Origin of the sequence: Rhizobium sp. BK049 (genome assembly GCF_014193135.1) — a bacterium.
Classification (GTDB): domain Bacteria; phylum Pseudomonadota; class Alphaproteobacteria; order Rhizobiales; family Rhizobiaceae; genus Rhizobium.
Genome location: NZ_JACHYV010000010.1, coordinates 1 through 12,927 on the forward strand (window position 1 = coordinate 1; position 12,927 = coordinate 12,927).

11 protein-coding genes are annotated in these 12,927 nt (G+C 60.0%); 4 read left to right on the forward strand and 7 right to left on the reverse strand.

Going from position 1 to position 12,927, the window contains the following annotated elements:
* Positions 1-162: 162 nt before the first annotated feature.
* The 4 genes from FHT70_RS12560 to FHT70_RS12575 all read right to left on the reverse strand — a co-directional run bounded on the left by FHT70_RS12560 (position 163) and on the right by FHT70_RS12575 (position 4,527).
* On the reverse strand, positions 163-2,199 hold the full coding sequence (locus FHT70_RS12560; RefSeq protein WP_183701506.1) for a DUF87 domain-containing protein: 2,037 nt from the start codon (positions 2,197-2,199) through the stop codon (positions 163-165).
* Positions 2,196-3,725, reverse strand: a complete 1,530-nt coding sequence (gene drt5 / locus FHT70_RS12565) for an antiviral reverse transcriptase Drt5 (protein ID WP_183701509.1) — start codon at positions 3,723-3,725, stop codon at positions 2,196-2,198. Before drt5 ends, FHT70_RS12560 begins: the two co-directional genes overlap by 4 nt.
* Before the next feature lie 165 nt (positions 3,726-3,890).
* A complete protein-coding gene (locus FHT70_RS12570; RefSeq protein ID WP_183701512.1) occupies positions 3,891-4,037 on the reverse strand; it encodes a hypothetical protein in 147 nt (48 codons plus the stop codon).
* A gap of 136 nt (positions 4,038-4,173) precedes the next feature.
* On the reverse strand, positions 4,174-4,527 hold the full coding sequence (locus FHT70_RS12575; protein WP_183701515.1) for a hypothetical protein: 354 nt from the start codon (positions 4,525-4,527) through the stop codon (positions 4,174-4,176).
* Between the two features lie 85 nt (positions 4,528-4,612).
* Between FHT70_RS12575 and FHT70_RS12580 the strand changes: the two genes are divergently transcribed.
* The 4 genes from FHT70_RS12580 to FHT70_RS12595 all read left to right on the forward strand — a co-directional run bounded on the left by FHT70_RS12580 (position 4,613) and on the right by FHT70_RS12595 (position 10,127).
* Positions 4,613-4,996 (forward strand): hypothetical protein, encoded by a 384-nt coding sequence (locus FHT70_RS12580; RefSeq protein WP_183701518.1) that lies wholly within the window; start codon positions 4,613-4,615, stop codon positions 4,994-4,996.
* A gap of 129 nt (positions 4,997-5,125) precedes the next feature.
* The gene (locus FHT70_RS12585; protein WP_183701521.1) at positions 5,126-5,530 is read left to right on the forward strand and encodes a FixH family protein; all 405 of its coding nucleotides are present in this window, start codon (positions 5,126-5,128) and stop codon (positions 5,528-5,530) included.
* Positions 5,527-6,960, forward strand: coding sequence for an efflux RND transporter periplasmic adaptor subunit (locus tag FHT70_RS12590; RefSeq protein WP_210282818.1), 1,434 nt, complete (start codon positions 5,527-5,529; stop codon positions 6,958-6,960). Before FHT70_RS12585 ends, FHT70_RS12590 begins: the two co-directional genes overlap by 4 nt.
* Positions 6,957-10,127, forward strand: a complete 3,171-nt coding sequence (locus FHT70_RS12595) for a CusA/CzcA family heavy metal efflux RND transporter (RefSeq protein WP_183701524.1) — start codon at positions 6,957-6,959, stop codon at positions 10,125-10,127. Before FHT70_RS12590 ends, FHT70_RS12595 begins: the two co-directional genes overlap by 4 nt.
* A gap of 134 nt (positions 10,128-10,261) precedes the next feature.
* Here FHT70_RS12595 and FHT70_RS12600 read toward each other — a convergent pair whose 3' ends face one another.
* The 3 genes from FHT70_RS12600 to FHT70_RS12610 all read right to left on the reverse strand — a co-directional run bounded on the left by FHT70_RS12600 (position 10,262) and on the right by FHT70_RS12610 (position 12,892).
* Positions 10,262-11,104: a DUF3800 domain-containing protein gene (locus FHT70_RS12600; protein WP_348649536.1), complete on the reverse strand. Its 843-nt coding sequence runs from the start codon at positions 11,102-11,104 to the stop codon at positions 10,262-10,264.
* Positions 11,105-11,418: 314 nt separating this feature from the next.
* Positions 11,419-11,751, reverse strand: coding sequence for a hypothetical protein (locus FHT70_RS12605; protein WP_183701527.1), 333 nt, complete (start codon positions 11,749-11,751; stop codon positions 11,419-11,421).
* A 64-nt stretch (positions 11,752-11,815) separates the two neighbouring features.
* Positions 11,816-12,892: a murein L,D-transpeptidase family protein gene (locus tag FHT70_RS12610; RefSeq protein WP_183701530.1), complete on the reverse strand. Its 1,077-nt coding sequence runs from the start codon at positions 12,890-12,892 to the stop codon at positions 11,816-11,818.
* Positions 12,893-12,927 lie beyond the last annotated feature (35 nt).

A 12,927-nucleotide genomic window follows, 5' to 3' on the forward strand; every position in this document is an offset into this window, starting at 1 on the left:
GCTCCGCACCGCAACCCGCCGCTACCGCCCCGAATACAGCAACCCAAAACCGCTGGAGCGAACTCAAAACTGGATAAAACTTGGGGGCAAGGTCAGTCGAGATAGCCAAGTTGGTGCAGGCTTGGGTTGGCTGACAGCACGCCTTGGCGCTGGTCCCCTGTGCTACAGGTCTGCATTCGCCGGCGCTGGATTGACCGGTATCGGCATGTTAGGAGCAGGCTGCGCTCGGACTTCTCGTTGCTGATCATTGAAGTGCACCATGAGAGGTCTACGTGAACGAGAGGCCTTGCCAACCAGAATTCCGTTGCGCGCCTTCAAGGTTGGCAGCGCCGTAACGTGGTACGATCCCATGTAATTCTTCAGGAAGTCGAACCCTGTTTCATCGAATGCCTGAAAGGAAACAACGGTGTTGCATTGGTTTAGAACGCTCTTCGTGACGTTCGCAGTGCGTTGTGAGACGACAAGAAATCCCAACCCGTATTTCCTTGCCTGGAGGACGATCTGAGCAGTCCGATTGACATTGTCCCTCAGGTTTTGTGTTGGATTGAAGTTCCATTCGGGAACGAGGAGATGAGCCTCCTCGAGGACGACGAGGATTTTCGGTCGAGGGTTCAGGACGTCCGCATCTTGCCGGTTCGCCTTGCACCATTCCAAGCAAGCCTGGGCAACCTCAAGCGTCTGATCTATCGGATTTCTGTCCGAGGACGCGGTCTCGAGAACGCCGATGAAGTGATCGTTTGAATTGAGGAGCGCACGTAGGCTGTTCCTTCCCGGAACTATCACGGCATCATGAAGATATCTCTGGTAGTCACCGGTAGGATCCACGCAGACAACCTTGATACCCTGCTGGGCGCATTGTTCCACCAAGGCGTATGTGAGAAATGATTTGCCGCTGCCCGTGACCCCTAGAATAGCGGAGTGGTAGAGCACGAGGTCGTGTAGATCGACGACTACGTTGTAGTTCGAGTTCGGCACGTTCCCGACGACCATCTCAGATGCCGAAGGTGTATAGACGGGAGCCTGCTCGTCATGATCCATCAGGAAGACCGGCGCCCGTTCCCGCGCGACCCAGTCGTGGGTATCGAACCCGCCTCGCTGTTGGTCCCAGCGTCCGATCTGTTCTGCCTCGCCCTCGACGTACGCGCGCTCCCCGCCGGTGAGGGCGATCTCTTCGTTGATCCGCCCGTCGAACACCTGATAAAACACGTTGCTGTTGCCGCTGCCGACACGGAGCATGGAACCCGCCCTGACGTCCGGGGATCCAAACAGCTCGAACTTCACCTGCGAGATGGTGCTTCCCTTCGCGACCGTTCCGACGACCTTCGCCAAGGCGGCGACTTCAGCGTCGTCTATGGGTGGTTGAACGGCTTGTCTCTCGTCGTCGCTCACCGTGACCATCAGCGAGTCCTCGTTGAGCTGGGCCTCGGAGACACTGCTCCTGATGAGCGCTATAGCAATGCGCGTCTCCGATGCCGAAGATCTTTCCCCGATGACAATTCCCATGCAGTGACATGGGCTCGCGCCGGACTGCGTGAAACCGACGAGCTGGTGCAAACGCGTTCTCGTGTCTCCGATGCGGGTACAGAACACGATGGACGGCGCAAGGAAGGAATGGGTTACTCCGAGCACCTTCCGGTCGGGATAATTTCTCGATTTCCGAATAACGCGGGCCAATGTTGGAAGCTGCAGGTTGGCTGCAAGTAGGATGAACCCCCAGGTGATCACGAAAATCTTCGTCTGAAGATTGTCCACGTCGAAATAGCTCAGGATCGCAAGAATGAAAACCAGCGAAAAGATGACGTCAGCCTTCCCTAGGGCGACCGCGATTTGATAAATCAAGGATCGTATCCTGCTCTCCTCCCGCCTAGCCTCAATGCCGAGATCCCAGGACAAGCCGACGGCAGCCGCTCCGAGGAAAAACGAGCCCCACCGGAGCACCTCCCACCATTCGCGGTGTGGAGGGGACGTCAGAGATGAAATACCGACAAACACGGCAACGCAGTTTAGGAAGACGTCGTTCGGTTTAGTGAACCGGTACTCTGTTACGAATCTTCCCAGAAGCAGCGTGAACAGTCCTGCGTTGAACCAAATCGAGTCGGCACCTGCAGGCGGAGCGAGCGATCCTGTGTGCAGCCATAGCAAGCCGAGAAGTAGCACCATCCCAGCGCAGAAGCCAAGCAAGCCGTAGTTCTTGTTCATGGAGTCGAGTTGGCCTCCGCGGATACTCCATCGGGGATCGTCTGCACGATTCCCGCGATGAGCCGGTTCATCTGCGAACCGTTCTTGAAATAGTCGAGTAGATAATTCCTCACTTGCTTGTCCATCGCGCGAGACCCGACAGCCGACGCCCATGCCAGCCAATCGGAGCGCCCTTCGCGCAGAAACGTTTCGCGCATTTCCAGAAGACCATACCGCAGGTCCGCGATCTCCAAAATCTTCGCCCGAGTGACGTCGGTCGCGCTTGGGTGATGGTACAGCGCGTATATGATCGCTGGCGCGCGGCTTGTATCGAGGAGGTATCCCTCCAGCATCATGCCAAACCAGAACAATTGGTATTCGCCAACATGACGGCCGCTTGTCACCACCCTCAACACGATTTCCGCTATAGAATCCTTGTCCTTTGCCTCAGCGCAGAGCCCGTAGAAGTTCTTCGCAAGGTGGGGGAATCCTTCGGCGAACAACCCAAGAAACTCCTCCATAACCTCCACATGGTCACGCATGACGATCATGATCAGTTCGGCGTCATCCTCCGAAAGATGACCTTCCCTGAGGATCGAAAGTATGAATTCGATCTCCTCTTCATCGAGCGCAGCACCTGCGTCATCGCCGTCATCATCATCGCCATCAGCATAGTTCGTGATTATCAGGTGGCGCCGCCGTTGAAGCAGGCGCTTCTTGATCTCGTTCAAGTGCTCGTCAGCCTCGTCCGTTTGTGGCATGCCTCCAGTCCTTGTCTTACTGGAATTTACCGACAGGCCCTTGAGACCTAACAGCCGTTGAATTTCATCGAAGTCTGCCTTCAGATCCTCAAGCTTGTTGCCGAAGAGATAGACGTCATCCATGAAGCGGACGATTCGGGACGCCTTGACCATTGACGAATCCTCGATAAAGCGGAGGAAGTCGTTGCCGATCATCTTCGCTGGGAAGAGACCATGAGGCAGACAGTCCATCGACCTGCCTGCATTCGTCTCTCTGAAGAACTTGCCAAACGCCTCGACTGTCCTCGGGTCGGATTCAAGCGCGGCAAACCAGGCATGCAGATCGTGGTGATAGACGTTGTTGAAGTAGGACGCGACATCGAAGGAGATAAACTCCTCGAAGTGGAAAGTTCCGTCCCAAACGGCCTGCTTGAAGTCGGCATAGCTTTTGGACGGAGAGAGCGGACGCCCGTCGTGAAAGCGGTATCCGAAGTGCTGTCTTGTGGCCCGGTGCGGCTTGCGGAATATCCTCCGGGAGTTGAACACCAAGTGGTAGAGATAATACTCGGCCACTGGGTCGAGCTTCACCGTGCGCCGAAGATGGATCGCGTCCTTATTCGCGTGGACCCTCCGCTGAGGAAGGAACGAGCCGCCTCCGTCTACGAGTTCTTGCGCGTAGGCGAGCAGTTCATTGGCCCCGTATTCGACAAGGATCTTGTTCGTAGTCAGAGGAAATAGCGTCCGAGGGAAGTCTTCGATAAAGAATTCTTTAGACCCATATGGCGGCGGCCTTCCTATCTTGGCCAAGTGTCTGTTCCTCCTGACATCGCCCTGCAAGCTTTCCTAGCATTATCAGGTTGCACTAACAATCTACGCGCGCCACGACCCTTCACTAGCAGGATCCTGTCTCGAGCGGGCATCGGTAGAAGCCGTAGCAAAGGAGGGTGCTTCGCGTTTCGAAGACGGAAGCTGTCAGCGAATTCGTTCATCGCGACGTAAGATAGCCCTGTCTTCCAGGCCGACAGCCAGCTCGATCCAGTCAGTAGGTCTCGGAAGCTGGCGGGCGACATCGACCAGGAATATGCGGCCGTCGATGCCTGTGACGACGAAGTCGGTCAAGCAGGTCTCTCCGCCATAGGACAGCCCGACGCCAGCGCAGGTCCAACTGGCAGCGTCCGCCGGGCGTCAAGTGCCGTCTTGCGGATAAATTCAAAGAGATCCACGCCAAGAAGCAGGCCATTTCTGAACCCGTCGTTTAGGGATCGGCGAAGAACACCTTTCGTGCCTTGTCGTCGTGAAGGTCGAAGTAGGCCATTTGATGATGCTTGGCGGGCACCACTTCCGAGTAGAGAGTGAACGGGAAATCTTCGAACAGGATTTCTGCGCTCACGGCTGAGAAGTCCTTGGCGTAGCAGTCCTGCAAGATCTTGAGATTGGTGGACGGAAAGCTGTCTTTGAATTCGGCGTTGAAGGTCGGAAAGAAATAGCGGATCAGCGCAGCCTCGTAGAGCGCCACGCGCTCCTTCTCTGTAGTGCCGAATAGCTTGTCGAGTCCCTGGCCTATGCGCTTGTTGCCTGCGGAGTCGTTATCCGCATGTGGATTGAACATGGTTGGTGCAGCACGACGTGTGCCTCACAACACATCTCCGTGAGCCCCGCTTCCAATCCCGGAAGCGCCATGCCAGTATTGAGATATGAATCTTCTGAGGGTCATCCATCGCCTGTTCCTGCTTGTCTCCATGCTCGCGGTCGTCGTCGGCCCAACGAGCATCGGGCTGGCCGGTAGCGCTATGGCATCGTCAGGTGCAGTTGCGATGGAGCACATATCCACTGCCATGCCTGGAATGCAGATGCCGGAGGAGATGCCCTGCTGCCCGAAAAAGCAGCCCGTAAAGCCGGACTGCGCTAAGGGCTGCCCACTTTCACTGGTGTGCACGACCTCGATCTTTGCCCACGCTGCCGACAGCCACGGCTGGTCGCTCGCCGTCTCCTGGGAGTCCCACCGCTACGATCTGATGCCTGCATCGCAACTGGCATCCGCCCTTGTCGAGCCTCTGGCCCGACCTCCGAAAGCCTGATCTCAATTCACTCTTGAAACACGCCTGAGGCTCTCGCCGGACGTCGAAGCACGTCCGCAAGCAGCCGACGGCCATCAATTTTGACCCGAGGGCGCGATCACGAAGATCCGTCCCGATGAGATCGGAATCATGAACAAAACTTCTTTTTCAGCAGGAGCGCTGCTCCTCGCCGGCGCGCTGTTCGTCGGCTCCGCCACCATGCCCTTCGCAGCCGCGCAGGACTACGAGTTCCAGCCTGTCTCGACCGACGTGAAACAAGGCCAGGGATCGCTGGTCTCGGTGCGGCTCGTCGACAAGCGGACGGGCAAGCCCGTTCCCGACGCCGTCATCTTCACGACCCGCATGGACATGGCCCCCGAGGGCATGGAGATGATGACGACTCCGGTCGAGGCTGCCAGCTCTACGGAGCCCGGCGTTTACGCCTTCAAGTCCGACTTCAGCATGGCGGGCGGCTGGCGCTTCAAGCTCGCCGCCAAAGTCCAGGGCGAACCTGACACTGTCGAGGGCGAAGTCGTCCTCAAGGCCGCGCCTTGAACACGCCATCGCGCGTGGCAGTCACGCTCTCCCTCACCGTATTGCTCGGCGGGGGAGGCTATTGGGCTGGCACGAAAAACCTGGGATCCGTCCTCGGGTCCAATCTAGCGGAGACGGCGCTCGCCACGCCCGTGGCAGGAAGGCCCGCTCCAACGGGCGCGGTCATCTACTACCGCCATCCGGACGGTCTTCCGCAGTTTTCGGCAACGCCGAAGACCGCCGAGGACGGCCGGCCGTTCGTAGCGGTGCATGCCAGCGAGGACATCAGCTTCGATGACAAAGCAAAGGCTGTCGCTGAAGCCCCGCAGGCGGAGCCCGAAGCCGCTGCCACCAAGGGAAAGATCCTTTACTACCGCAATCCGATGGGGCTGCCGGACACCTCCAAGGTGCCGAAGAAGGATTCCATGGGCATGGACTACATTCCTGTCTACGAGGGTGAGCAATCCGATGCGTCGACCGTCAAGGTGTCGCTCGGCAAGCTTCAGCGCACCGGTGTGAAGACCGCAGTGGCGGAGATGGCCAGCATCGGTCGCAAGGTGCGGGTGCCGGGCACCGTTGCGCTGGACGAGCGCCTCGTCAGCATCATCTCGATGCGGACGGATTCATTCCTGGACGATGTCGCCGATGTCACGACGGGCGACCACATCGGCAAGGGAGAGAAGCTCTTCCAATTCTATTCGAGGGAGATCGCGACGGCCGCCTCGGAATACGCGGCCGGGCGGGACGGTTCGCGCGGCAGCAACGATGCTGGCTCGGCGCTGCGCCTGAAGAACCTAGGCGTTCCGCAGGAGGTCATCGACGGCATCGCCCGTACACGCCAGGTGCCGGCGAGCATGGCCTACACTGCCCCGCGAGACGGCATCGTGCTGGAGCGCTCCGCGGCCGCGGGCATGATGGCCAAGCCCGGCGACCTATTGTTCCGCATCGCCGATATTTCCAACATGTGGGTGATCGCCGATGTCCCTGAATACGACCTCGCCTCCATCCGGATCGGTGCGAAGGCAGATGTCACGGTCCGCAGCCTGCCCGGCAGGACATTCCACGGCACCGTGGCTCTCCTCTATCCCCAGGTCGAGATGCAGACGCGGACGACCAAGGTCCGCATCGAGATACCCAACCCGGACGGAGTTCTCCTCGCCAACATGTACGCAGACGTTGTGATCGAGGCTGGTCCTCCGACCCCCGTTGTGGCCGTCCCCAACAGTGCCGTCGTCGATACGGGCGAGCGCCAGGTAGTCTTCCTCGACAAGGGCGACGGAAAGTTCGAACCGAAGGATGTCAAACTCGGCGTTCGAGGCGATGACAGCACCGAAGTCCGGCAGGGTGTCACAGCGGGCGACAAGATCGTCGTGTCCGCCAACTTCCTGCTCGATGCCGAAAGCAACCTGAATTCGGCGCTCAGCGCCATGACTGAGGAGGCCAAGCCATGATCTCCCGCGTCATCTCCAGGTCCGCCCACAATCTCGTGCTGATCTTCGTCGGCGCGGCGCTCGCAGTCGCGGGCGGCATCTATGCGCTGCGATCCCTCCCGCTCGACGCCATTCCCGACCTCTCCGACGTGCAGGTCATCGTCTACACCGAGTATGCCGGCCAGGCCCCTCAGGTGGTCGAAGACCAGGTGACCTATCCGCTGACGACCTCGATGCTGACCGTTCCGAAGTCGAAGGTGGTGCGCGGCTTCTCCTTCTTCGGGGTGTCCTTCGTCTACGTGATCTTCGATGACGGCACCGATCCCTACTGGGCGCGCAGCCGCGTGCTGGAATATCTCAGCGCCGCGCAGAGCCGCCTGCCGCAGGGTGTCGCGCCGACGCTCGGCCCCGACGCGACCGGTGTCGGCTGGGTCTACCAGTACGCCGTCGTCGCCAAGGAGCTGTCGCTCGCCGAACTGCGGTCTCTGCAGGACTGGGTCGTGCGCTTCGCTGTCTCCAAGTCCGAAGGCGTGTCCGAAGTCGCCAGCGTCGGCGGCTTCGTGAAGCAGTACTCCGTCGTCGTCGACCCTTCCCGCCTCAGGGCGCAGGGCGTATCGCTCAACGATGTAGCCAACGCCGTCCGCGCCAGCAACACCGATGTCGGCGGCCGCACGATCGAGCTTTCCGAGTTCGAGTTCATGGTGCGTGGCCGCGGCTATCTCAAAGGCATCCCCGACATCGAGAACATCGTCCTGAAGAGCCAGAACGGCGTGCCGCTCAAGCTCAGCGACGTTGCCAGGGTGGAACTGGTTCCGGACGAGCGGCGCGGCATCACCGAGCTCAATGGCGAAGGTGAAGTCGCCAGCGGCATCGTCCTGCAGAGGTTCGGGGCCAATGCGCTGACGGTCATCGACAACGCCAAGAAGAGCCTGGATTCCGTCAAGGCCAGTTTTCCGGCAGGCACCGAGATCGTCCCTGTCTACGACCGCTCGACCTTGATCGAGGCTGCGATCGAGACGCTGAAGGGCACACTGGTCGAGGAATCCATCGTCGTCGCACTGGTGACGATCGCCTTCCTCCTTCACGTTCGCAGCGCGCTCGTCGCTATCATCATGCTGCCCGTCGGCATCCTGATGGCTTTCATCGCCATGCGGCTGCTGGGTCTCGGCGCGAACATCATGAGCCTCGGCGGCATCGCCATCGCCATCGGTGCGATGATCGACGCGGCGATCGTCATGATCGAGAACGCCCACAAGCATCTCGAACGGGCGCCGCCGGACAAGTCGAGGATCGACATCCTTGTCGAGGCGGCAAGCGAAGTCGGCCCGGCGCTGTTCTTCAGCCTGCTGATCATCACCGTGTCGTTCCTGCCGATCTTCACGCTGGAATCGCAGGAAGGACGGCTCTTCGGGCCGCTCGCCTTCACCAAGACGTTCTCGATGGCGGCCGCGGCGCTGTTGTCGGTGACGCTGGTTCCTGCGCTCATGGTGCTCTTCGTCCGGGGACATATCGTGCCCGAACGGAAGAACCCGGTGAACCGCCTTCTGATCTGGATCTACCGCCCGGTCATCGCGGGTGTGCTCAAGGTGAAGACGCTGACGATCCTGGCCGCCGTCGCCATCCTGGCGGTGACGGTCTGGCCCGCCCAGCATATTGGCAGCGAGTTCATGCCCAATCTCGACGAGGGCACGCTGATGTACATGCCGACCACCCTGCCCGGCATCTCCGTCACCAAGGCGGCGGAGCTGATGCAGACCCAGGACCGCATCATCAAGTCCTTCCCCGAGGTGCAGAGCGTCTTCGGCAAGGCGGGGCGCGCCCTGACCGCCACCGATCCGGCTCCGACGGAAATGTTCGAGACCATCATCACCCTGAAGCCGAAGTCGGAATGGCGGCCGGACGTGACCGTCGATAGCCTCAAGCAGGAGATGGATGCCGCCCTGCAGTTCCCCGGTGTCTCCAACGCCTGGACGATGCCGATCCGCGCCCGCATCGACATGCTGTCGACCGGGATCAGGACGCCCGTCGGGGTGAAGGTCTACGGCACCGATCTCGGCGAGATGGAGAAGGTCGCCCGCCAGATCGAGAGCGTGTTGAAGACGATCCCCGGAACGTCGAGCGCATATGCCGAGCGCGTGATCGGCGGCTACTATCTCGACATCGTGCCGGACCGCCTCTCGCTCGGCCGCTACGGACTGACGATCAAGGACGTTCAGGATGTCGTCGGCATGGCGCTCGGCTCCGAGGTCGTCACCTCGACTGTCGAGGGCCGGGAACGCTATGGAGTTGCGGTTCGCTATCCGAGAGCCTCCCGCAGCGATCCGCAGGCGATCGCGAGGGACGTGCAGATATCGCTGCCCGGCGGCGGAACGGTGCCTCTCGGCGAAGTGGCCGATGTCAAGCTCACCCGCGGAGCGACGACCATCCGCACGGAGAACGGCCAGCTTGCGGTCTACATCTACGTCGACATCGCCAACCGCGATCTCGGCGGCTACGTTACGGAAGCCCAGCAGGCGGTCGCCAAGTCAGTGAAGATGCCGCCCGGCTATGCCGTCGCCTGGAGCGGGCAGTTCGAATATCTCGAACGGGCGGAGGCGCGGCTCGCCATTGTCGTCCCGCTGACGCTGGCGCTGATCTTCCTGCTGCTCTACCTGAACTTCAAGGCGCTGACCGAGACGATGATCGTCATGCTGTCGCTTCCCTTCGCACTGGTCGGCGGCATCTGGCTGATGTGGTGGATGGGCTTCAACGCCTCGGTAGCGGTCGCCGTCGGCTTCATCGCGCTGGCGGGCGTGGCGGCCGAAACGGGCGTGATCATGCTGATCTATCTCGACCACGCCCTGAAGGAACAGCGCGAAGCCTGTGAAAAGGAAGCACGTTCGTTCTCGAAGCTGGATCTCAACAGGGCGATCATGGTCGGCGCGGTCGAGCGCGTGCGGCCGAAGATGATGACGGTCGTCGCCATCATGGCAGGTCTGGTGCCGATCCTGTGGAGGACGGGCACGGGTTCGGAGATCATGCAGCGCATTGCGGTGCCGATGATCGGCGGCATGGTGTCGTCGACGCTGCTGACGCTGATCGTGATCCCGGCAGTCTACGGACTGATCAAGGGCTGGGGATTGCCGTCGGAATCCGTGTCTGATCCGTCCGTCGAGGAGGATGAAGACAGGCTCGAGGCGGCTGAGTAGGAAGGTTGGGCGGCTCCACTGGAGTTCGCCTGAAAACGCTTGAAGAATCGAGGGCGACGTTCTATACATCATCCATGGCTTTGCCACGGGGTCAGGCTTTACGCCGACCGCCATGAGGGACCTTCGCGGGTCCCTTATGTGTCTCTGGGGTTCACCCATTCCTTGTATGGCTCGTCATAGCACGAGTATTTGACAGCGATGGTCTCATCGCCCCCGCTCCTCAGGTCGATGATCTGTCTTGCTTGCGACAACCGATCATACGCCCGATTCTTCAGGCCAGTTGGGCGGTGTCCGAGCGGGTGTACCACGAGATCGGCCAACTGCAGCATGGGATTGCTTTTCCCGTCTGGCCAGATGGTCAGAAGTGTCTCTGCGAGCTCGTCCTTTGTGAGGGGCTTGTGCTTCGATGAGTTCTCTCCATCGAAGCCAGTTCCGTTTTTGAGGAGCCCCTCGAAGTAGCTCTCGATGAGGCGGTCTTCAGTCGCCCCAGTGCGCTCATAGGCAATGGAGAGTTTCCGTCCCGCAAGCCTCGCGTATTTGGCACCACGCTCGACTGCGATGTCGAAGGCGGTCCTGCTCATCTCCCACCGTGAACCTTCGGTGTGCTTCTCGTAGTACCTGTCCCGGTAACCCGGGCGGCAGATCACGCATGCATGCGCAGTGATGCGGTCATCGATGATCAGCGCCTCCAGTTCCTCGAAAAACTGGTTCCTCCGCTCCTCGTCCTTTTTGAGGAAACCGAACTTGCCCTTTCCCGATCGGATCTTGTTCCCATGAAGTTCCGGGACCTCCCAGCGCTTGCAGAACTCAATCGTTGCATCGGAGAGCTCCTGGACGGCTTCCGACGGAACGATTATCCCGCCTAGGCCGAAGCTGAAGATATGAGCCTCCATGGGCAGGGTGTCATCCGGCTTGCACATGGTGCGAGTCCCGAAGTCGTCCATGAAAAATGTCAGATGAGGCTGCTCCTCGTTCACACTATTTCTTTCCGTCACGATTGCCCTCGAGATTTCGTGAGAGATACCTCCAACCAGTTTACAGAATGTATAGCAGTGGAGATGGCACCCCGAGCGGTCTGCGAAGCCGCCGAATGAAAGGAAGACGCGATGATGAACAACATGATGGGCGGGGGCATGATGCCTCGCCGCCAAGCGAAGCGATCATCATCGAGTTCTTCGACTATAATTGCCCTATTGCCGCCAGGCGGCGCCGATGCTCTCCTCCTATATCGACTGTCGCTCAAGCTTCGCTCCCCGACAACTCGACGCTCGGTTTCGCGTTCTCGGCTGCCTCAGAACCCCAAAGGCGGCGCGTAGAAGCATCGGACCGTATCTTCGTTGGGAAACAGGCAGATGTGATAGGCGCCGTCCGGCGACTCCTTCGTCTGTGCCTGCGGAATTAGGAAGACGTGTCTGCGCGTCGCCAGCCGGTGGTCGCCAGGCAGAAGCGTCACTTCGTATCCGTCCTGGCGAGGTCTTACTGTCTTCGGCGATATCTGCTGGCAGTCGCCGCTTTCGCCATCCCCATTGCAGCAATAGGGATCGTAGGTGAAGCCAGACGGCGCATGATGGGCGTGGACGGTCGTTGCAAATACCATTCCGATCGTCGCAAGTATCATTCGCATGCGTCCTCGCTTTCATATGCGCCGCGGAACGCGGAGGTCCAAGATCCCCGCAGGACAGGCCACATCATTCGTCGCCGTCGAAAGGATCGGCGAGCGCCGCCGCCGGCCGACTGATCGGATACTTGATGACAGACACTTTCTCTGCAAGCTTGACCTCGCCGTTCTCCTTGAGCAGCGCTCGAAAGTTCGGGTGCATGCCGCCATCCTGATACGCGAGCGGCGTAAAGCTCATGGCGGCAAGCTCCTGGTACTTCCGATCGTCGGAGGATGCCTGCGCCGCGACCGACGGATCGGATTGATCGATGCGCTCCGGACAGGTCGCAAGCGGATCGCGGGGTTCGCCGTCCTTGAACTCGGCGTCGAAGACATACCTCCGGCCGCAGGCGGCGATCCTAGGTTCACGGCGTCGAACTTCGAAGATGTCGTAGCCTTCCTTGAGGTTCTTCCAGAATGCCAGGTTCGGGTCGTCGCGATGTGCTGCCAGGTTCTGCGGCGTCATGCGAAAGGGATAGGCTTGGACCTGGAACGCCTGCTGTCCGCCCTTCAGGGCCTTCTCGACCACGGCGTAGATTTCGCCGACCCCCTGATCGGTCAGCGCAAAGCAGCCCGACGACGAGCAGGCTCCGTGCACCATCAAGGCCTCGCCGGAATAGCCGAGCGCGGTCTCCAGACGGTTCGGATAGCCAAGGTTGAAGGACAGATAGAACTGCGATTTCGGATTAAGGCCTCCCAGGGAGACCTTGTAGAATCCTTCCGGGGCCTGTCGGTCCCCACTCTTCGTCTTAGGGCCGAGCTTGCCTGACCAGCGGCACATCGGATAGATCTTGAGCAAGGCATATTTTCCGCTGCCGTCGACTTTCCAGACCTCCAGCTCGCTTTCCATCTTGAAGATCCGGACGAGGACCGGACTTTCCGGCTTCATGCCTTTCGCCCGCATGCTGGCCATCAGCTTCGGCGGTATGTCGTGCGAAGCCACGCCGAGATCGTCGAGCGACGGTACACAACCGCTCAGGACCACGGCCACGACCGCAACCGCCGCCCCGCGAAGACCTAGCCGCCCCCCGTTTCTTTGATGGAAGGCATTCAATAACGAAGATAAATAACTGACGTAGTTGGCAAACGTCGACACGCGCAAGGCCATGCCCTTCCCTTTGGTCTGGATTTCGAGCGAACGGA

Coding starts and splice junctions, on each gene's coding strand:
- FHT70_RS12580 (WP_183701518.1), top strand. CDS start 4,613: ATGAATCTTCTGAGGGTCATCCATCGCCTGTTCCTGCTTGTCTCCATG.
- FHT70_RS12595 (WP_183701524.1), top strand. CDS start 6,957: ATGATCTCCCGCGTCATCTCCAGGTCCGCCCACAATCTCGTGCTGATC.
- FHT70_RS12585 (WP_183701521.1), top strand. CDS start 5,126: ATGAACAAAACTTCTTTTTCAGCAGGAGCGCTGCTCCTCGCCGGCGCG.
- FHT70_RS12575 (WP_183701515.1), bottom strand. CDS start 4,527: ATGTTCAATCCACATGCGGATAACGACTCCGCAGGCAACAAGCGCATA.
- FHT70_RS12610 (WP_183701530.1), bottom strand. CDS start 12,892: ATGGCCTTGCGCGTGTCGACGTTTGCCAACTACGTCAGTTATTTATCT.
- FHT70_RS12605 (WP_183701527.1), bottom strand. CDS start 11,751: ATGCGAATGATACTTGCGACGATCGGAATGGTATTTGCAACGACCGTC.
- FHT70_RS12560 (WP_183701506.1), bottom strand. CDS start 2,199: ATGAACAAGAACTACGGCTTGCTTGGCTTCTGCGCTGGGATGGTGCTA.